Source organism: Pseudomonas sp. AC255 (genome assembly GCF_979258175.1).
The window spans coordinates 3,866,318-3,884,605 of sequence record NZ_OZ409841.1 but is presented as its reverse complement, the minus strand read 5'-3'; the positions used below and the strand labels follow the sequence as shown (position 1 = coordinate 3,884,605).

The 18,288-nt window shown below is 60.7% G+C and carries 18 protein-coding genes; 14 read left to right on the top strand and 4 right to left on the bottom strand.

Going from position 1 to position 18,288, the window contains the following annotated elements; genetic code table 11:
- The first annotated feature begins 233 nt into the window (after positions 1 to 233).
- The 3 genes from ACZZ0K_RS17665 to ccoM all read left to right on the top strand — a co-directional run bounded on the left by ACZZ0K_RS17665 (position 234) and on the right by ccoM (position 1,094).
- On the top strand, positions 234 to 575 hold the full coding sequence (locus tag ACZZ0K_RS17665; RefSeq protein WP_024011931.1) for a hypothetical protein: 342 nt from the start codon (positions 234 to 236) through the stop codon (positions 573 to 575).
- A 94-nt stretch (positions 576 to 669) separates the two neighbouring features.
- Positions 670 to 831: a hypothetical protein gene (locus ACZZ0K_RS17660; RefSeq protein ID WP_016771347.1), complete on the top strand. Its 162-nt coding sequence runs from the start codon at positions 670 to 672 to the stop codon at positions 829 to 831.
- 149 nt (positions 832 to 980) lie between these two features.
- Positions 981 to 1,094, top strand: coding sequence for a cytochrome c oxidase subunit CcoM (gene ccoM, locus ACZZ0K_RS17655; RefSeq protein WP_016771346.1), 114 nt, complete (start codon positions 981 to 983; stop codon positions 1,092 to 1,094).
- A gap of 980 nt (positions 1,095 to 2,074) precedes the next feature.
- On the opposite strand, the gene ACZZ0K_RS17650 is transcribed toward ccoM, so the two are convergent.
- Together ACZZ0K_RS17650 and ACZZ0K_RS17645 are read right to left on the bottom strand one after the other, a co-directional pair.
- A complete protein-coding gene (locus ACZZ0K_RS17650) occupies positions 2,075 to 3,550 on the bottom strand; it encodes an inorganic phosphate transporter (RefSeq protein ID WP_016771345.1) in 1,476 nt (491 codons plus the stop codon).
- Positions 3,551 to 3,920: 370 nt separating this feature from the next.
- The gene (locus ACZZ0K_RS17645) at positions 3,921 to 4,121 is read right to left on the bottom strand and encodes a hypothetical protein (RefSeq protein ID WP_008080067.1); all 201 of its coding nucleotides are present in this window, start codon (positions 4,119 to 4,121) and stop codon (positions 3,921 to 3,923) included.
- Positions 4,122 to 4,752: 631 nt separating this feature from the next.
- Between ACZZ0K_RS17645 and pcaR the strand changes: the two genes are divergently transcribed.
- The 11 genes from pcaR to pcaC all read left to right on the top strand — a co-directional run bounded on the left by pcaR (position 4,753) and on the right by pcaC (position 15,824).
- Positions 4,753 to 5,595: a pca regulon transcriptional regulator PcaR gene (gene pcaR / locus ACZZ0K_RS17640; protein ID WP_016771343.1), complete on the top strand. Its 843-nt coding sequence runs from the start codon at positions 4,753 to 4,755 to the stop codon at positions 5,593 to 5,595.
- A 293-nt stretch (positions 5,596 to 5,888) separates the two neighbouring features.
- The gene (gene pcaK / locus ACZZ0K_RS17635) at positions 5,889 to 7,235 is read left to right on the top strand and encodes a 4-hydroxybenzoate transporter PcaK (protein ID WP_073475852.1); all 1,347 of its coding nucleotides are present in this window, start codon (positions 5,889 to 5,891) and stop codon (positions 7,233 to 7,235) included.
- Positions 7,236 to 7,503: 268 nt separating this feature from the next.
- Entirely contained in the window at positions 7,504 to 8,361 is an 858-nt protein-coding gene (locus tag ACZZ0K_RS17630; RefSeq protein WP_024011937.1) for a CoA transferase subunit A, read from the top strand.
- Entirely contained in the window at positions 8,361 to 9,140 is a 780-nt protein-coding gene (locus ACZZ0K_RS17625) for a CoA-transferase subunit beta (protein ID WP_258707707.1), read from the top strand. Before ACZZ0K_RS17630 ends, ACZZ0K_RS17625 begins: the two co-directional genes overlap by 1 nt.
- Positions 9,137 to 10,342 (top strand): 3-oxoadipyl-CoA thiolase, encoded by a 1,206-nt coding sequence (gene pcaF / locus ACZZ0K_RS17620; RefSeq protein ID WP_258707708.1) that lies wholly within the window; start codon positions 9,137 to 9,139, stop codon positions 10,340 to 10,342. The genes ACZZ0K_RS17625 and pcaF overlap by 4 nt, the downstream gene beginning before the upstream one ends.
- A 36-nt stretch (positions 10,343 to 10,378) precedes the next feature.
- Positions 10,379 to 11,083: a protocatechuate 3,4-dioxygenase subunit beta gene (gene pcaH, locus ACZZ0K_RS17615; protein ID WP_041478916.1), complete on the top strand. Its 705-nt coding sequence runs from the start codon at positions 10,379 to 10,381 to the stop codon at positions 11,081 to 11,083.
- A gap of 1 nt (position 11,084) precedes the next feature.
- On the top strand, positions 11,085 to 11,651 hold the full coding sequence (pcaG, locus tag ACZZ0K_RS17610) for a protocatechuate 3,4-dioxygenase subunit alpha (protein ID WP_258707709.1): 567 nt from the start codon (positions 11,085 to 11,087) through the stop codon (positions 11,649 to 11,651).
- Positions 11,652 to 11,912: 261 nt separating this feature from the next.
- On the top strand, positions 11,913 to 13,208 hold the full coding sequence (locus tag ACZZ0K_RS17605) for an MFS family transporter (RefSeq protein WP_041478914.1): 1,296 nt from the start codon (positions 11,913 to 11,915) through the stop codon (positions 13,206 to 13,208).
- 45 nt (positions 13,209 to 13,253) lie between these two features.
- Positions 13,254 to 14,618 carry a 3-carboxy-cis,cis-muconate cycloisomerase gene (locus tag ACZZ0K_RS17600; protein WP_258707710.1) on the top strand — a complete coding sequence of 455 codons (1,365 nt, stop codon included), beginning with the start codon at positions 13,254 to 13,256 and terminating at the stop codon, positions 14,616 to 14,618.
- 11 nt (positions 14,619 to 14,629) lie between these two features.
- Complete coding sequence (pcaD, locus tag ACZZ0K_RS17595; RefSeq protein WP_252879563.1) at positions 14,630 to 15,421, top strand: 3-oxoadipate enol-lactonase; 792 nt, start codon at positions 14,630 to 14,632, stop codon at positions 15,419 to 15,421.
- Between the two features lie 10 nt (positions 15,422 to 15,431).
- The gene (pcaC, locus tag ACZZ0K_RS17590) at positions 15,432 to 15,824 is read left to right on the top strand and encodes a 4-carboxymuconolactone decarboxylase (protein WP_024011942.1); all 393 of its coding nucleotides are present in this window, start codon (positions 15,432 to 15,434) and stop codon (positions 15,822 to 15,824) included.
- Between the two features lie 104 nt (positions 15,825 to 15,928).
- Here pcaC and ACZZ0K_RS17585 read toward each other — a convergent pair whose 3' ends face one another.
- Together ACZZ0K_RS17585 and ACZZ0K_RS17580 are read right to left on the bottom strand one after the other, a co-directional pair.
- On the bottom strand, positions 15,929 to 16,735 hold the full coding sequence (locus ACZZ0K_RS17585; protein ID WP_252879564.1) for a methyltransferase domain-containing protein: 807 nt from the start codon (positions 16,733 to 16,735) through the stop codon (positions 15,929 to 15,931).
- Between the two features lie 292 nt (positions 16,736 to 17,027).
- Positions 17,028 to 18,287, bottom strand: a complete 1,260-nt coding sequence (locus ACZZ0K_RS17580; RefSeq protein WP_258707711.1) for an OprD family porin — start codon at positions 18,285 to 18,287, stop codon at positions 17,028 to 17,030.
- Between the last annotated feature and the right edge of the window lies 1 nt (position 18,288).

The following is an 18,288-nucleotide window of genomic DNA, read 5'->3' as shown; positions in this document are numbered from 1 at the left end:
GAAAAAGCGGGCTATCTTAACGGAATGAGGGCTTCAGGGCCAAAGATTACTGGCGTAGGAGCTGCCGAAGGCTGCGATCTTTTGATCTGTGGGAACACTTGGGTTTTGCGTTGTCCCATGAAAGATCGCAGCCTGCGGCAGCTCCTACGGGTGCGAGGTGCATCACACAATTACGACAGGCGGCTCAAGGCGCCTGCACCCCAGCCGATAGCCTGCAGACAGGAGACCTTTATATGTTGCCACCGATGCTCCCCTTGAGCGCCGTGCCGATCACTTCCCAGCAGGATCCGATCCGCCAGCGGCCGGACATCCCGCCAGTGGTGCCGGTGCAGGAAAGCTCCAACGAAAGCACGATCGATCTGCAGAAGCGTGATCCGGAAGAGGATCGTCTGCTCGCGCGCGAAGAACAGCGTCGTCAACAAGAACGTGACCGCCGACGTCGCGAGGCCGATGAAGATCCCGAAGAGCATCTGGCGGTGCCCGGCACTGAGCTCAATGCCGATAACACCGTGCCGGTGGTGCCGCTGATAGACGATCAGCCGCGTCAGGGCTTGTGGGTTGATATCGAGATTTGAGCAGCGACTGGTCAGCGCCTGCGCCAAGCGGCATGATTGGCGCAATCCTGTCGGTGACGGCAGCTGTGATCTCTTCTGCGATGTGCCGGACGCCATGAGCCAAGACGACAAACTGATCGACCTCAGCACTGAACGCGCCAAGCGAGTGCATGACCTCAACGAAAAGCGCCTGAACGAAGTGCGCCAGGCTTTCGAGCAGGCGATGCCGTTGGGAAAAGCCAAGAAAAAGTCGAAGAACAAGCCGAAAAAGCGTTGATCTCCCGCTGCATTGGTTGATGCAGATCAGTTATTTCCCCTCCTTTATTTCCCTTCGTTGCGGATATTGATCCTGATCAATATGTGCGCCTGTGTGTTTGTTAATTTGAGTCCATCGCAGCAAAGCAAAGCAGGGCCGGGAGGTCAGTCATGTTTTTCGATAACGTGGTGTTTGCCGGGGTTCTCACGGTGGGGCTCATGGTGCTGTTTTTTGCAGGGTTTGGATTTTTTATCTGGAAGGATGCGCATAAGCGGCGCAAGTGAGTTCTTCTGGATTGATGGGCACGCAAGGCATTTTGGGGCGACTTCGGTTGCCCCTTTTTTTGTGCCTTGGCGGCCTTGGCGGCCTTTGGGCCGACCAGGCTGTTGGGGTTTTGGGTGTATATCCGTTTCTGCGGGGGTTGCGGCTGGCGATTTCGCCCTTACGGCGACTTACTTTTTTACAAGCGCCAAAAAAGTAAGCAAAAAACGCTAGCTCCTGCGTTCGGCCCTCGCAGGCTCGGGTTCCTTCGCTGCGGGATCGATCCGGGCGCAGCGGCTCCGGTTTGCTTCGCTGCACCTACACTCGCTGTGTTCGACTTCGTCGAACGGTCGCTGCGCTCCCACGCCCGGATCAATCCCTCCACTCAGCCTTCCGACGTCGCCCGTAGATCAAAAGCACTCGAGCTTGCGCTCATTGTTGAGTGGTTAGAAGCGTCGCATGGCTTGAGATTTTCGGTGGATTCGCCCCTCACCCCAGCCCTCTCCCGAGGGAGAGGGAGCCGATTTTTGCGGTGTTCAAAACCTGCACTCGACTCGGTATCGCAAGTCGGCGTGTTTCGCCCAAACACCTCGGTCAGTCCCCTCTCCCTCTGGGAGAGGGCTAGGGTGAGGGGCTCTTGATCTGGCTTTGGCTTTTGCTTTTGATCTTTTGCCCCTTCGGCAGGCTTCGTTACGGGATCGATCCGGGGGTGGGAGCGTAGCGACCGTACGACGCAGTCGTACACAGCGAGTGTAGGTGCAGCGAAGCCAACCGGAGCCGCTGCGCCCGGATCGGTCCCGTAACGAAGGTACCCCGAGCCCCAGCGAGCGGGCCGTACGCCGGGGCAAAGCCTTTGCTTACTTTTTGGCGTTTGAAAAAGTGAGTCGCTGTAAGAGCGAAACCGCCAGCGGCAGCACCCGCAGCAACGGATATGCCCCCAATCCCTATAACAAAAAAGGCGTGATCCTCACGAATCACGCCTTTTCCAATCAACAGCTAAAGATCAACTACCCAAAGCCTTCGAAGCCAACCAGAACAACCCGGCCGACAGCGCCACGGTCGCAGGCAAGGTCAACACCCAGGCCAGCAGAATAGTCTTGACCGTGCCACCCTGCAGGCCGCTCTTGTTGGCAACCATGGTCCCGGCCACACCCGAAGACAACACATGAGTGGTCGACACCGGCAGGCTGAAAATGTTGGCCATGCCGATCAGACTGGCGGTGGTGATCTGCGCCGACATACCCTGGGAATAGGTCATGCCCTGCTTGCCGATCTTCTCGCCAATGGTCAGCACCACACGCTTCCAGCCGACCATGGTGCCCAGGCCCAGTGCCAGGGCGACCGCCAGAATCACCCAGAACGGGGCGTATTCAGTGGTGGTGGTCAGGTCTTTGCGCAGCTTGTCGAGGTCAGCCTTTTCACGGGCTTCCAGGCCTGGCAGCTTGCCGACTTTCTTCGCCGTGTCGTCCAGGCAGAGCAGGTAGCGACGCACTTCGATGCGGCTGTCCGACGACAGCGAATGGTAGTCCGCTACACCTTTGAGGGTATGCAGCAGGGCGGTGATGGTCGGTTCGGTCTGCTGCGGGTTGCAGCGGAATTTCTCCGGCAGGTCGCCTTCCACGCTCTTGCCCAGGGCCAGGAATTCACCCAGCGAATCGGCGTTGCGCTGGTAGAACTGGCTCAGGTGCAGGGTCGCGTCGCGGGTGCGTTCGATCTGGTAGGTGGTGCTGTTCAGATCGAGTACGAACTGCGCCGGGACGATACCGATCAGCACCAGCATGATCAGGCCGATGCCTTTCTGGCCGTCGTTGGAACCGTGCACGAAGCTCACGGCCATGGCCGAGATCACTAGGACCAGACGATTCCAGAACGGTGGGTGCTTTTTGTCGTCGATCTTGCGACGCTGTTCCGGCGTCTTGTGCATCTTCGACAGCGGGCGCCACCATTTCAGGCCGATCAGCACCAGCGCGGCGATGAGGAAGCCGGCCATCGGCGAGAACACCAGCGAGGCGCCGATGTCGATCGCTTTCTGCCAGTTCACGCCATCTCTCAACGGAATGTCGTTGATCAGTGCGTTGGCCAGGCCGACGCCGAGGATCGAGCCGATCAAGGTGTGCGAGCTGGAAGCCGGGATACCGAAGTACCAGGTGCCCAAATTCCAGGCGATTGCCGCGGCGAGCAACGAGAACACCATCGCCAGGCCATGGCCGGTGTTCACATTGATCAGCAGTTCAACCGGCAGCAGGTGGACGATGGCATACGCCACGCCAACGCCGCCCAGCAGCACGCCGAGGAAATTGAACACACCGGAAAAGAACACCGCCAGGTGTGGCGGCATGGCTTTGGTGTAGATAACAGTGGCTACCGCGTTAGCGGTGTCATGAAATCCATTGATGAACTCGAAGGCGAGGACAAACGTCAGGGCGAGCAAGAGGCTCACAAGCACCCAAGCATCCAGTCCGCTGAATAAATCGATCATGAAGGTTTTCTGACCCGGTCGTAAGGGGGCGCGATTATGCCAGAAAAGACAGGAAATCGATGCCCCGTCTGCTCACTGGTCACACCCTTCTTCGATTTAATTTGTTGCAGGGCGTGAAAACCAAGCAGCACGCAGGGTTTTTCAACTACTTGATTTTATTGAATAAACTATATTTTCGAGCCATTTTTTCAGACATCGCAAAGGCTCAAACGCTTGTCTGAAATATCTCTGAAACCTGTGGGACGCTCGTTCATAAGCCCCAGAACAGCGATGCAGCCGCTGCCCGCAGGTAGCGGGCGCGCGAGGTGTCGTCTTCCACCGCGCTGTGGCTCAGGCGGACGCCGACTTTCGAATGCTCAACCGCCGTGGCTCATGGCTCTTCGGCTTTGAGTTCCTTTTCGATCTTTTCGATTTCCTGCTTGAACACCTGATCCTGAACAGTAGGGCGCTTGCGCCATGCCTTGCGTTCCGGTTCCGGCTGAGCGGCGTAGGTGGTGACTTCCCCGCCGTAAACTTCCTTGTAACGTTGTTCCTGGCGCTCTAGTTCCGCGCGCAGTTCGTCTTTCGTCACGGTGCTACCTGTATGAGTTGAATTGAATATCCGGTGAAACACACTGCAACGAGTCAATTGAGCGAACCCGCCAGTCATCCACAGCCCGATCAGGCGCGGAGACATTGCAGAGGCGATCAAGACTTCCGTGTTACAGGCGGCTACGGCACCAGATAAAAACTGACGCAGCATCAGTTTCCTGTTTCAGCGAGCGCTGGCGTTGCATGTGTGATGGGCGCCGGGCGCTGGCCGGAGCTGAGACGAAGGACCTCGTTTCAGCAAGTCGCGGGCTTTTGATTAAAGCGCCGCGACTAGGGTGCATTATAGCGGCCGATTCGGGAATGACTATCTTTGCCAAGTTAAAAACGGTTCTGAATGTGTGAGGGTTTTGTTACCGGCAACTTTTACCGCTAGTTAAGTGTAAAGACCGCGTTATAGAACAGGCGTTCTGTTTTTGGCGCCATTAACTGGAACAACTAAGTTGCGAGCAGAATCGCTAAAGCTGCCTCGAGGATGAAGAGGAGGGCGGGGCACTGGATTGCGATTATCGGTCGGCGGTTCGATAATCGCCCAATGTTGGCGCCGCGATGCTTGTGCATCGCGCGGCGAGCCGTTTGACTAGGCATCGATGTGTGCCGGACAAGGACAAGAAATGAACGATCAAATGCGCAACTCCTTCACGTCGGTGGCGCCGCCCATCGTCGCCTCGCCGGCCAAGCGCATTCAGGCGCTGACCGGTGATCCGGATTTCATGACCTCGCTGGCCCGTGGTCTGGCGGTGGTGCAGGCGTTTCAGGAGCGTAAACGCCACCTGACCATCGCGCAGATCAGTCATCGCACGGAAATTCCCCGCGCCGCCGTGCGCCGTTGCCTGCACACGCTGATCAAGCTCGGCTACGCCACCACCGACGGGCGCACCTATTCGCTGCTGCCGAAAGTGCTGACCCTCGGCCACGCCTATCTGTCCTCGACGCCGCTGGCGGTCTCGGCCCAGCCGTATCTGGACCGTATGAGCGAGCAATTGCACGAAGCCTGCAACATGGCGACGCTGGAGGGCGATGACATTCTCTATATCGCGCGTTCGGCGACCACTCAGCGATTGATCTCGGTCGACCTTTCCGTCGGTGGGCGGTTGCCGGCGTATTGCACGTCGATGGGGCGGATTCTGCTAGCGGCACTGGATGACACCTCCCTGGGCGAATACCTCGACCACGCTGAACTCGTGGCCAAGACCAGCCGCACCATTCATACCCCCGACGCTTTGCTCGAATGTTTGCAGCAGGTGCGTCAACAGGGCTGGTGCATTGTCGATCAGGAACTGGAACAGGGCCTGCGCTCGATCGCCGTGCCGGTGTACGACGCCTCGGGGCAAGTGGTCGCCGCGCTGAATGTCAGCACCCACGCCGGGCGAGTCAGCCGCGCGGAACTGGAGCAGCGCTTCTTGCCCGGCCTGCTCAGCGCCAGTCGCGACCTCAGTGCGCAGTTGTTCGCCTGAGGAAGCTGTTCGATAAACGCACAGTGTTGCGTTTATCGAATTGACGCTAAAACCCTCGGATCATTAATGTCGCGGCAGCGTCATCCGGCGCTGAAGTGAATGAGCTCGCCGGACTGTCGACCCCATAATAATGACAAGAGGCAACTCACCATGCGCTCGCTCCCCGACTGTCCGTATCCCACCCGTTGTTGCCGGGTTCACCGCAACGCCTGATAACAACCTTCTATTCTTGTGACCGTGCCTTCCTTTGGCCGGCCGCCGTTCGACTGCGTTTTTTGCGTGGAATAAAAATAATGAACCAGCCTCAGTCCGCTGTGGGTAACTGCCTCGATGTGCAGACCTTCATCAACGCCCAACCGATCTCGCGCTATCAGTGGCGGGTGGTGATCCTGTGTTTCCTGATCGTATTTCTCGACGGCCTCGACACCGCCGCCATGGGTTTCATCGCCCCGGCGCTGTCGCAAGACTGGGGCATTGATCGCGCCAGCCTCGGCCCGGTGATGAGTGCCGCGCTGATCGGCATGGTCTTCGGCGCGCTCGGCTCCGGCCCGTTGGCTGACCGCTTCGGGCGAAAAGTCGTACTCGTCGGTGCGGTGATTCTGTTCGGCGGCTTCAGCCTGGCTTCGGCGTACAGCACCAACGTCGAACAACTGCTGGTGTTGCGCTTTTTGACCGGCCTCGGTCTCGGCGCGGGCATGCCCAACGCCACGACGCTGCTCTCGGAATACACCCCGGAGCGCAAGAAGTCGCTGCTGGTGACCAGCATGTTCTGCGGCTTCAACCTCGGCATGGCCGGCGGCGGTTTCATCTCGGCAAAACTGATCCCGGCGTTCGGCTGGCACGCGCTGTTGATGATCGGCGGGATCCTGCCGTTGATCCTCGCCGTGGTATTGGTGTTCTGGCTGCCGGAATCGGCGCGCTACCTGGTGGTGCGCAACCGTGGCACCGACAAAGTACGCAAGACCCTCGCGCCGATCGACCCGGTTACCGTCGCCCAGGCTGCGAGCTTCAGCGTGCCGGAACAGAAAACCGTCAAGGCGCGTAACGTTTTCGCAGTGATTTTCTCCGGCACTTACAGCACCGGCACCCTGCTGTTGTGGCTGACCTATTTCATGGGCCTGGTGATCGTCTACCTGCTGACCAGTTGGCTGCCGACGCTGATGCGCGACAGCGGCGCGAGCATGGAACAGGCCGCGTTCATCGGTGCGTTGTTCCAGTTTGGCGGCGTGTTGAGCGCGGTCGGGGTGGGCTGGGCGATGGACCGCTTCAATCCGCACAAGGTCATCGGCATTTTCTACCTGCTGGCCGGGGTGTTTGCCTACGCCGTGGGGCAGAGCTTGGGCAACATCACCTTGCTGGCGACGCTGGTGCTGGTGGCGGGCATGTGCGTCAACGGCGCGCAATCGGCGATGCCGTCATTGGCAGCACGCTTCTACCCGACGCAAGGCCGCGCGACCGGGGTGTCGTGGATGCTCGGCATCGGCCGCTTTGGCGCGATTCTTGGCGCGTGGATGGGCGCAACCTTGCTCGGCCTGGGCTGGAATTTCGAGCAGGTGCTGACCGCGTTGGTGATCCCGGCGGGGTTGGCGACGGCGGCGGTGTTGATCAAGGGCATGGTCAGTCATGCGGATGCGACCTGAGTCGGGCGCAGATCGTTATTGAACAGGCTGGCCCCTTCGCGAGCAGGCTCGCTCCCACATTCTGGAATGCATTCCAAGATGGGAGCGAGCCTGCTCGCGAAGCTTTGATCTGATTGTTAGCTGAACAACAATCCGTTCGATAAACGAACACTCAGTCGATTATCGGATTGTTTGGCGATTTTCCCGAGCTTAATCTTCAGTGACTCCGGCGCTGAACCTCGCGCCTTTTTATCACTGGCGATTCCTTACAAGAACAGGAGCCCGCTCCATGGCTGAGATCCTTTCGCTGCACGACGCGGTGAAGCAATTCGTCAACGACGGCGATACCGTCGCCCTCGAAGGCTTCACTCACCTGATCCCTACGGCAGCGGGTCATGAAATCATTCGTCAAGGCAAGAAAGATCTGACGCTGGTGCGGATGACGCCTGACCTGATCTACGACCAACTGATCGGCGCCGGTTGCGCGCGCAAACTGATTTTCTCCTGGGGCGGCAACCCGGGTGTTGGTTCGCTGCACCGTTTGCGTGACGCGGTCGAAAAGCAGTGGCCGCACGCGCTGGAAATTGAAGAACACAGCCACGCCGACCTTGCCAACGCTTACGTCGCCGGCGCGTCCGGCCTGCCGTTCGCGGTGCTGCGTGCCTACGCCGGCTCCGACCTGCCGAAGGTCAATCCGCTGATCAAAACCGTGACCTGCCCGTTCACCGGCGAAGTGCTGGCGGCAGTGCCATCGGTGCGCCCGGACGTCACCGTGATTCACGCGCAGAAAGCCGACCGCAAGGGCAACGTGTTGCTCTGGGGCATTCTCGGTGTGCAGAAAGAAGCCGCGCTGGCCGCCAAACGCTGCATCGTCACCGTGGAAGAAATCGTCGACGACCTCAACGCACCGATGAACGCTTGCGTACTGCCGACCTGGGCCTTGAGTGCGGTCTGTCACGTGCCGGGCGGCGCGCATCCGTCCTACGCCCACGGTTACACCGAGCGTGACAATCGTTTCTATCAGGCGTGGGACCCGATCGCTCGCGACCGTGAGACGTTTACCGCGTGGATCAACGAATACATCCATGGCTGCGCTGACTTCAGCGAATTCCAGGCCAAATTGGCCGCTGCTTCGGAGGCCAAGTAATGACTTACACCACCAATGAAATGATGACCGTCGCGGCGGCCCGGCGCCTGAAGAACGGCTCGGTATGCTTCGTCGGCATCGGCCTGCCATCGAAAGCCGCCAACCTCGCGCGCCTGACTTCATCGCCGGACGTGGTGCTGATTTACGAATCCGGCCCGATTGGCGCTAAGCCGAGCGTACTGCCGCTGTCCATCGGTGACGGTGAGCTGGCCGAGACCGCCGACACCGTGGTGCCGACCGGTGAGATTTTTCGCTATTGGTTGCAGGGCGGGCGCATCGACGTTGGCTTCCTCGGCGCCGCGCAGGTCGACCGTTTCGGCAACATCAACACCACCGTAGTCGGCGACTACCACGCGCCGAAAGTGCGCCTGCCGGGTGCCGGTGGCGCGCCGGAGATTGCCGGTTCGGCGAAAAGCGTGCTGATCATCCTTAAACAGTCGGCGCGTTCGTTTGTCGACAAACTCGACTTCATCACCTCGGTCGGTCACGGCGAAGGTGGCGATTCGCGTAAACGTCTCGGCCTGCCGGGCGCCGGGCCGGTGGGCATCATCACCGACCTGTGCATCATGGAACCGGAGGAGGGCACCCACGAGTTCGTGGTCACCGCGTTGCATCCGGGCGTGAGCCGCGAGCAAGTGGTCGGCGCCACCGGTTGGGCGATTCGTTTTGCCGACTCCGTTGAAACCACCGCTGAGCCGACCGAAGTCGAGCTGACGGCGCTGCGTGATCTTGAAGCGCGCACCGCTGCCGCCCACGGTCAGGCACCGGGAGAAGCATGATGCGTGACGTGTATATCTGCGACGCGATTCGCACCCCCATTGGCCGCTTCGGTGGCGCATTGTCCGCCGTGCGCGCCGACGACCTGGCCGCCGTGCCGATCAAGGCCCTGATGGAGCGCAATCCATCGGTGGACTGGAATGCCGTCGATGAGGTGTTCCTCGGCTGCGCCAATCAGGCCGGCGAAGACAACCGCAACGTCGCACGCATGGCATTGCTGCTCGCCGGCCTGCCGGACAGCGTGCCCGGCGTTACGCTCAATCGCCTCTGCGCTTCGGGCATGGACGCGATCGGTACTGCATTCCGTGCGATCGCCAGCGGCGAAATGGAGCTGGCGATTGCCGGTGGCGTCGAATCGATGTCCCGCGCGCCGTTCGTGATGGGCAAGGCCGACGCGGCGTTTTCGCGCAACATGAAACTGGAAGACACCACCATCGGCTGGCGTTTCATCAACCCGCTGATGAAGGCGCAGTACGGCGTCGATGCCATGCCACAAACTGCTGACAACGTCGCCGACGACTATAAGGTCTCGCGCGCAGATCAGGACGCCTTTGCCCTGCGCAGTCAGCAACGTACCGCCGCCGCGCAGGCCGCCGGTTACTTCGCCGAAGAAATTGTTGAAGTACGGATTGCCCACAAGAAGGGCGAAACCGTGGTCAGCCAGGACGAACATCCGCGCGCCGATACCACGATTGAAGCGTTGACCAAGTTGAAACCGGTCAACGGCGCGGACAAAACCGTCACCGCCGGCAATGCCTCCGGGGTCAACGATGGTGCTGCTGCGCTGATTCTGGCGTCAGCCGAAGCGGTGAAAAAACACGGCCTGACTGCTCGCGCAAAAGTGCTCGGCATGGCCAGCGCCGGCGTCGCACCACGGGTGATGGGCATCGGCCCGGTGCCGGCGGTGCGCAAACTGACCGAGCGCCTCGGCGTGGTGGTCAGCGATTTCGACGTGATCGAACTCAACGAAGCGTTTGCCAGCCAAGCTCTGGCGGTACTGCGTGAACTGGGGCTGGCGGATGACGCGCCGCAGGTCAACCCGAATGGCGGCGCGATTGCCCTCGGTCATCCGTTGGGTATGAGCGGTGCGCGGCTGGTGCTGACGGCCCTGCATCATCTGGAAAAGACTGGCGGCAAGAAAGGTCTGGCGACCATGTGCGTCGGTGTTGGCCAGGGTCTGGCCCTGGCCATCGAACGTGTCTGACGCGCTGCGGCACTTACAAGAACTGAGGAAAGCGAAATGACTGACAAGCCTGGTTACCGTCGCCCACAGGCAGGCACTCAGCCTGACTACCTGCACCCGACGTATCAATCCACCAACCTGCGCTCGCCGTCCAAGCCGTTGGTGCACCTGCCGCACTCGTTGTCGGAAATCACCGGGCCGACCATCGGTGCCGAACACGTTGCCGAGAAGGACAATGACCTGACCGCGCAGCACGACGGCGAGCCGTTGGGCGAGCGCATCATCATTCACGGCCGCGTGCTCGACGAAGACGGCCTGCCGGTGCCGGGAATTCTGGTGGAGATCTGGCAGGCCAATGCCGCCGGTCGTTACAACCATGCCCGCGACCTGCACGACGCGCCGCTGGACCCGAACTTCACCGGCACCGGCCGCACCGTCACCGATGCCGATGGCTGGTACCAGTTCCAGACCATCAAGCCCGGCGCCTATCCGTGGGGCAACCACCACAACGCCTGGCGCCCGGCGCACATCCATTTTTCCCTGTTTGGGCCGAGCATTCTTACGCGTCTGGTCACGCAGATGTACTTCCCCGGCGACCCGCTGCTGGCGTATGACCCGATCTACAACTGCGTGCCGGACACTTCGGCCAAGGAACGCCTGATCGCCAGTTTCGATCTGGAAAAAACCATTCCGTCCTACGCCCTCGGTTACCGCTGGGACATCGTGCTGCGCGGCCGTGAAGCCACGCCGATGGAGAAATAAGATGACGCTCTATGCGACCACGTCCCACACCGTCGGGCCGTATTACCACATCGGCCTGACCTGGCTGAACCGCGAAAACCTGGCCAACGAGCTGACCCTCGGCGAGCGCGTGGCAATCACCGGCCAAGTGGTGGATGGCAATGGCGATGTCGTCAACGACGCCATGCTCGAAGTCTGGCAGGCCAACGCCGCCGGCAAGTACGACCACCCGGAAGATCAGCAGGACAAACCGCTCGACCCGAATTTCGAAGGCTTCGGCCGGGTACCGGTGGACGCCGAAGGGCGCTTCCGTTTCACCACGATCAAACCGGGCACCGTGCCGGGGTTGAAAGGCTCGACCCAGGCGCCGCATCTGGTGGTGCTGGTGTTTGCCCGTGGTCTGGTCAAGCATTTGCTGACGCGGATTTATTTCGAGGGCGAACCGGCAAACGTTGCTGACCCGTTGCTCGAGTGCGTGCCGGCGGAGCGTCGCCAGACGTTGCTGGCCAAGGCGGATGCGTCGGGTGTGTACCAGTGGAATGTGGTCCTGCAGGGCACCGATGCCGAGACGGTGTTCTTCGATTATTGAGAGAACACCCCAAATCCCCTGCAGGACAGAGTCCCTGTGGTGAGGGGATTTATCCCCGCTGGGCTGCGAAGCAGCCCCAAAACCAGTCGGCGCGGTATTCAGATGAACCGCGTGTATCTGATTTGCGAGTGCTTCGCACTCGAGCGGGGATAAATCCCCTCGCCACAAAGGCTGATCCAGACTTGAGTGATGATCCGATGTGGAACGGGACTGTTGCAAAGTATGTCTAGACTGTGACTGTCCCTATCGAGTGAAAAAACAATGACAACCACCACCTCTCACTACACCGGCGAAGAGCGCAGCAAGCGCATCTTCGCCATCGTCGGCGCTTCCTCCGGCAATCTAGTCGAGTGGTTCGACTTCTACGTCTACGCCTTCTGCGCGATCTATTTTGCCCCGGCGTTCTTCCCTTCCGATAACCCCACCGTGCAACTGGTCAACACTGCTGGCGTGTTCGCCGCCGGGTTCCTGATGCGGCCGATTGGTGGCTGGATTTTCGGCCGGGTCGCTGACAAGCACGGGCGCAAGAACTCGATGCTCATCTCGATTCTGATGATGTGCTTCGGCTCGTTGCTGATCGCCTGTCTGCCGACCTACAAGGACATCGGCGTCTGGGCGCCGGTGCTGTTGCTGTTCGCGCGTTTGCTGCAAGGTCTGTCGGTGGGCGGCGAGTACGGCACCACCGCGACTTACATGAGCGAAGTCGCGCTCAAGGGCCAGCGCGGATTCTTCGCTTCGTTCCAGTACGTGACGCTGATTGGCGGACAACTGCTGGCGGTGTCGCTGGTGGTGGTGCTGCAACAGTTCCTCACTGAAGAAGACCTGCGTGCCTACGGTTGGCGGATTCCGTTCGTGGTCGGTGCGGTGGCGGCGCTGATTTCGCTGTTCCTGCGTCGTTCGCTGAAGGAAACCACCAATAAGGAAACCCGTGCGCATAAAGACGCCGGCAGCATCACTGCACTGTTCCGCGATCACAAAGCGGCGTTCATCACCGTGCTCGGCTACACCGCTGGCGGCTCGCTGATTTTCTACACCTTCACCACCTACATGCAGAAATACCTGGTGAACACCGCCGGGATGCATGCCAAGACCGCCAGCTACATCATGACCGGCGCGCTGTTCCTGTATATGTGCATGCAGCCGTTGTTCGGCATGCTTGCCGACAAGATCGGCCGACGGAACTCGATGCTCTGGTTCGGCGCCCTCGGCACGCTGTTCACCGTGCCGATTCTGCTCAGCCTGAAAAGTATCAGCAGCCCGTTCCTCGCCTTCGTGCTGATCACCCTGGCGTTGGCGATTGTGAGCTTCTACACCTCGATCAGCGGTCTGGTAAAAGCCGAGATGTTCCCGCCGGAAGTCCGCGCGCTTGGTGTCGGCCTGGCTTACGCGGTGGCGAATGCAATCTTCGGCGGTTCGGCGGAATTCGTTGCCTTGAGCCTCAAGGCTGGCGGCATGGAAAACGCCTTCTACTGGTACGTCACGGCGATGATGGCGGTGGCTTTCCTGTTCAGCCTGCGTTTGCCCAAGCAGGCGAAGTATCTGCACCACGATCTGTAAACCCATGTGCGCGGGCTGCGAGGCCCGCGCCGGCAAGGACTGTTTATGACTCAGCGACCGGGCAATCAATTGTTCGATGCCTACTTCACCGCCCGCGATATGCGCGAAGTGTTCTGCGATCAGGGCCGGGTGCAGGCGATGCTCGATTTCGAAGCGGCGCTGGCCCGGGCCGAGGCGCGGGTCGGGCTGATTCCTTTATCCGCTGTGGCGCCGATTGCCGCAGCGTGCGACGCCGGTCTGTATGACTTCGCAGCGCTGGGCGAGGCGATTGCCACGGCCGGCAATTCAGCGATTCCGCTGGTCAAGGCCTTGGGCAAGCAGATCGCCTCGAGCGATGCCGAAGCCGAGCGCTATGTGCATCTGGGCGCGACCAGTCAGGACGTGATGGATTCCGGGCTGGTCCTGCAATTACGCCAGGCGCTGGCGCTGATCGAAAACCAACTGGCACAACTGGCCGACTCGCTCGCCACTCAGGCACAACGTTTCGCCACCACGCCACTGGCCGGTCGCACCTGGCTGCAACACGCGACGCCAGTGACCCTCGGGATGAAAATCGCCGGATGGCTGGGTGCCGTCACGCGCAGCCGTCAGCGTCTGCAACAACTGAAGCCACGGCTGCTGGTGCTGCAATTCGGTGGCGCCTCCGGCACGCTCGCGGCGCTGGGGGCACAGGCGTTGCCGATTGCCGAAGCCTTGGCCGAGGAACTGCAACTGACCCTGCCCGAGCAACCGTGGCACACCCAGCGTGATCGCATCGTCGAATTCGGCGCTGTGCTTGGCCTGATCGCCGGCAGCCTCGGCAAATTCGGCCGCGACATCAGCCTGTTGATGCAGACCGAAGCAGCGGAAGTTTTTGAGCCAGCGGCACCGGGCAAGGGCGGCTCGTCGACCATGCCGCACAAACGCAACCCGGTCGGCGCGGCGGTGCTGATCGGCGCGGCAACGCGGGTGCCGGGGCTGGTGTCGACGCTGTTCAGCGCGATGCAGCAGGAGCACGAACGCAGCCTCGGTTTGTGGCACGCCGAATGGGAAACCTTGCCGGAGATCTGCTGCCTGGTGTCCGGTTCGCTGCAACAGGCGCGTTTGCTGGCCGACGGTCTGGAAGTCGACGCGGCGCGCATGGCCCGCAACCTCGAACTGACTCAAGGCCTGGTGCTGGCCGAAGCGGTGAGCATCGTCCTCGCCCAACGCGTCGGCCGCGACACCGCGCATCATCTGCTCGAACAATGCTGCAAACGCGCAGTGGCCGAGCAGCGCCATCTGCGTGCGGTGCTCGCTGACGAGCCGCAAGTCACCGCCGAACTCAGTGGCGCTGAACTCGATGATCTTCTCAACCCCGCGCATTACCTTGGCCAGGCGCAAGTCTGGGTCGAGCGCGCGGTGGCCGAACACAACGCTTTGACTGTCTGAAGGAGAGGGCTGTGGCTTTCGTTCAACTCGCCGATGGCGAACTGCACTATCAAATAGAAGGCCCGGCCGCTGCGCCGGTGCTGGTGCTGTCCAACTCGCTGGGCACCGACCTGCACATGTGGGACGCGCAAATGCCGGCGTTCGCCGAGCATTACCGCGTGCTGCGTTTCGACACGCGCGGCCATGGGCAATCGCTGGTCACCGAAGGGCCGTACAGCATCGAGCAATTGGGCCATGACGTACTCGGTCTGCTCGATGCGCTGCACATCGAGCGCGCGCATTTCTGCGGGCTGTCGATGGGCGGGCTGATCGGACAGTGGCTGGGGATCAATGCCGGGCATCGTCTGCACAGACTGATCGTGTGCAACACCGCAGCAAAAATCGGCGACCCCTCGGTATGGAATCCACGCATCGAAACCGTGTTGCGTGACGGCCCGGCGGCGATGGTCGCATTGCGGGATGCCTCGATTGCGCGCTGGTTCACCCCAGACTTTTCCGCAGCGCATCCCGAGGCGGCGAAGAAGATTACCGACATGCTCGCCGCGACCAATCCACAAGGTTATGCGGCCAACTGCGCGGCCGTGCGAGATGCCGATTTTCGTGAACAACTGGCTTCGATCAACGTGCCGTTGCTGGTGATTGCCGGCAGCGAAGATGCGGTGACGCCGCCGTCCGGCGGGCACTTCATTCGCGACCATGTGCGCGACGCCGAGTACGCCGAGTTCCATGCGGCGCATTTGTCCAACGTGCAGGCCGGCGCCGATTTCAGCGACCGTGTGCTGGCGTTTTTGCAGGCTCAGTGAGGAAGATTTTGTGGACGAGAAACAACGTTACGACGAAGGCATGCAAGTCCGCCGCGCGGTGCTGGGCGATGCCCACGTCGATCGCAGCCTGACCACCCTGACCGAGTTCAACTCGGAATTCCAGGAGATGATCACCCGCCATGCCTGGGGCGACATCTGGACGCGTCCGGGCCTGCCCCGCCATACCCGCAGCCTGATCACCATCGCCATGCTGATCGGCATGAACCGCGAGGGCGAACTGAAACTGCACCTGCGCGCGGCGGCCAATAATGGTGTGAGCCGGGGCGAGATCAAGGAAGTGATCATGCAGAGCGCGATCTACTGCGGCATACCGGCGGCGAACGCGACGTTTCATTTGGCGGAATCGGTGTGGGATGAGTTGGGAGTCGAATCCCGGGATTGATGTTGCCTGAGCCATCGCCTTCGCGAGCAGGCTCGCTCCCACATTGGAATGCATTTCCCTGTGGGAGCGAGCCTGCTCGCGAAAGCGGTAGCGGCCGTAACGAATCACACCCTGGCGACAATAAATATTCGCTTGAATGCAAACAACGTATGCCCATCCCCCTCCTGCGGATAATGCTCATGCACCCGCATCAGGTAGTGATAGATAAACCGCGCCTGTTCCGCTGAACTCAACGCCTGCATCACCGGCCGCAGCGCCGAGACCTTCACCCAGTCATACACCGGCGACTTGCCGTCAACCACCTGCAACTGCTCGGTCTCCCAGATATCCAGCGACGTAGTCATGGGCGCGAGCAACCGATAGTAATCCTCCAGTGCCAATAACGGCCGCGCCGCCATGCGCTGGCGCAGTTCAGGCGTGCCCAGTGGTGTGCCACCGGGGCCGCCGTTTTCGAGGGTATCGAGCATCAGCCGATACCACAGCGCATCGCGCCAGTCCGGCATGTGCGCCGCCAGACAGCCGCCGGGATTCAGATAACCGAGCAGGCGCGGCAGCAGTTTTTCATGGCCTTCGATAAAGTGCAGCACGGCGGCTGCGAACAGCAGATCCGCCGGTTGCTCAGGTTGCCAATCAAGCAGGTCGCAATGTTTCCACAACGCCCGGATCGGCAGGCAGCGTGCCTCATCGAGCATCTGCGCGGAGCTGTCGACGCCCTGCAACTGCGCGCGCGGCCAGCGTTTGGCCAACAACTGCGTGGCAATGCCGGTGCCGCAGCCGAGGTCGTAAATGCGTTGCGGGTTGTGCAGGTCGACGCGGTCGAGCAATTCGTTGACCGGACGTTGTCTGAGACGGGAAAACTGCTGGTACGCCTTGGCGTCCCAATCGGGCGCAGTGGTGCGGCGTGTGATCATGAGGTGATCCTCCGGTGATCAAATGGTGTCTTCCGATGACAACCTGGTGCACAGCTGGAGACCGACTACGAAACGGAAGCGTGAAGGGTTGGAGCACCTGAGTCCTTCAGGTTTGCTCACTGTAACCGCCGCCCGCAAAAGCGCTACATGGCCTGACCAATGGCATGCATCTGTGATGGGAATCAAATGTGGGAGCGAGCCTGCTCGCGAAGGCCATTTCATATTCGACACAGATGTCGACTGAAGCAGCGCTTTCGCGAGCAGGCTCGCTCCCACAGTGGAGCATGTTTGGTTAAAGCAGGCTGATCGGGTAGCTGACGATCAATCGGTTCTCGTCGAACTCGTTGTTGCTGAAGTCGCGGCGCATGGTCGAGTTGCGCCATCTGACGTTCAAATCCTTCAAAGTCCCGCTCTGCAACGTGTAACCGAGTTCCGATTCGCGACCCCATTCCTTGCCGTCGGTGATCGTCCCGGTGTGCACGTTGTCGCCGCTGATGTAGCGGTTCATCAGGGTCAGGCCGGGGATGCCCATGGCGGCGAAGTTGTAGTCGTGACGCAACTGCCAGGAGCGTTCCTGAGCGTTGTCATAACTGGCGTTGTAGCTGTCGTTGGCCAGGGTGCCGCCACTGGTGCCGTTGACGCGCATCCAGGCGCTGTCGCCGGTGAGTTTTTGCAGGCCGAGGTAGAACGTGTTGCCGCCGTACTTGGCCGAAAACATCCCGTACCAGGTCTTGTTGTCCAGATCGCCGGCACGCGCGCTGCCATCTTCCTTGCCGTAGAAAAAGCCGAGGTTGGCGCCCAGCGTCCAGTCGCCGAGCGGCTGACTGTGCAGTACGTTGAGGTACTGCTGGCTGTAGATGTCCTTGAGTTGCGCATTCCATAAGCCGATCTGTGTGCGCTTGTCGTTGAACAGGTATTCGCCGCCCTGGAAGTTGAAACGGTCAGAGGTGAACGCGGCTTTGCCGGTCATCGACATGTCGCTCATGCTGCTGTCGTCGCGCGGGCTGTTGGCGCGGAACTGGCCGCCATAGAGGGTCAGGCCGGCGATTTCCTTGGAGGTGATCTGGCCGCCACGGAAGGTTTGCGGCAGCGAGCGACCGTCGTCCGAACGCAGAATCGGCAATACCGGCATCCACTCGCCGACCTTCACCTCGGTCTGCGAAAGTCTTGCCTTGAAGGCGACGTTGGTGCGACCGAAGTTGTCCGCCGGGCGGCCGTCATGGTCCAGCGGCAACAACTGCGTGCCGCCCGTGCCTTTACCGCCATCGAGCTTGATCGAATACAGCCCGAGTACGTCCATGCCGAAACCGACGGTGCCTTGGGTAAAGCCGGATTTGGCGTCGAGGATGAAACTCTGCGTCCATTCTTCAGCCTTGCCCTGGGTTTTGGTCGGGTTGGTGAAATTGCGGTTGATATAGAAGTTGCGCAGGTTGAGGTTGACCTTGGCGCCTTCGATGAAGCCGGCTTCTTCGGCGCTTGCCGGCAGGGCCAGACCGGCGATGGCCAGGGCGATCACAGCGGGCAATGCGTAGGGCACAGGGAAAACTGTCATG

Excerpts from the sequence above, each read along its gene's own strand:
- ccoM (WP_016771346.1), top strand. The coding sequence starts at position 981 with ATGTTTTTCGATAACGTGGTGTTTGCCGGGGTTCTCACGGTGGGGCTC.
- pcaK (WP_073475852.1), top strand. The coding sequence starts at position 5,889 with ATGAACCAGCCTCAGTCCGCTGTGGGTAACTGCCTCGATGTGCAGACC.
- ACZZ0K_RS17660 (WP_016771347.1), top strand. The coding sequence starts at position 670 with ATGAGCCAAGACGACAAACTGATCGACCTCAGCACTGAACGCGCCAAG.
- ACZZ0K_RS17600 (WP_258707710.1), top strand. The coding sequence starts at position 13,254 with ATGACTCAGCGACCGGGCAATCAATTGTTCGATGCCTACTTCACCGCC.
- ACZZ0K_RS17585 (WP_252879564.1), bottom strand. The coding sequence starts at position 16,735 with ATGATCACACGCCGCACCACTGCGCCCGATTGGGACGCCAAGGCGTAC.
- ACZZ0K_RS17625 (WP_258707707.1), top strand. The coding sequence starts at position 8,361 with ATGACTTACACCACCAATGAAATGATGACCGTCGCGGCGGCCCGGCGC.
- pcaF (WP_258707708.1), top strand. The coding sequence starts at position 9,137 with ATGATGCGTGACGTGTATATCTGCGACGCGATTCGCACCCCCATTGGC.
- ACZZ0K_RS17630 (WP_024011937.1), top strand. The coding sequence starts at position 7,504 with ATGGCTGAGATCCTTTCGCTGCACGACGCGGTGAAGCAATTCGTCAAC.
- pcaH (WP_041478916.1), top strand. The coding sequence starts at position 10,379 with ATGACTGACAAGCCTGGTTACCGTCGCCCACAGGCAGGCACTCAGCCT.
- pcaG (WP_258707709.1), top strand. The coding sequence starts at position 11,085 with ATGACGCTCTATGCGACCACGTCCCACACCGTCGGGCCGTATTACCAC.
- ACZZ0K_RS17580 (WP_258707711.1), bottom strand. The coding sequence starts at position 18,287 with ATGACAGTTTTCCCTGTGCCCTACGCATTGCCCGCTGTGATCGCCCTG.
- ACZZ0K_RS17665 (WP_024011931.1), top strand. The coding sequence starts at position 234 with ATGTTGCCACCGATGCTCCCCTTGAGCGCCGTGCCGATCACTTCCCAG.
- ACZZ0K_RS17650 (WP_016771345.1), bottom strand. The coding sequence starts at position 3,550 with ATGATCGATTTATTCAGCGGACTGGATGCTTGGGTGCTTGTGAGCCTC.
- pcaR (WP_016771343.1), top strand. The coding sequence starts at position 4,753 with ATGAACGATCAAATGCGCAACTCCTTCACGTCGGTGGCGCCGCCCATC.
- ACZZ0K_RS17605 (WP_041478914.1), top strand. The coding sequence starts at position 11,913 with ATGACAACCACCACCTCTCACTACACCGGCGAAGAGCGCAGCAAGCGC.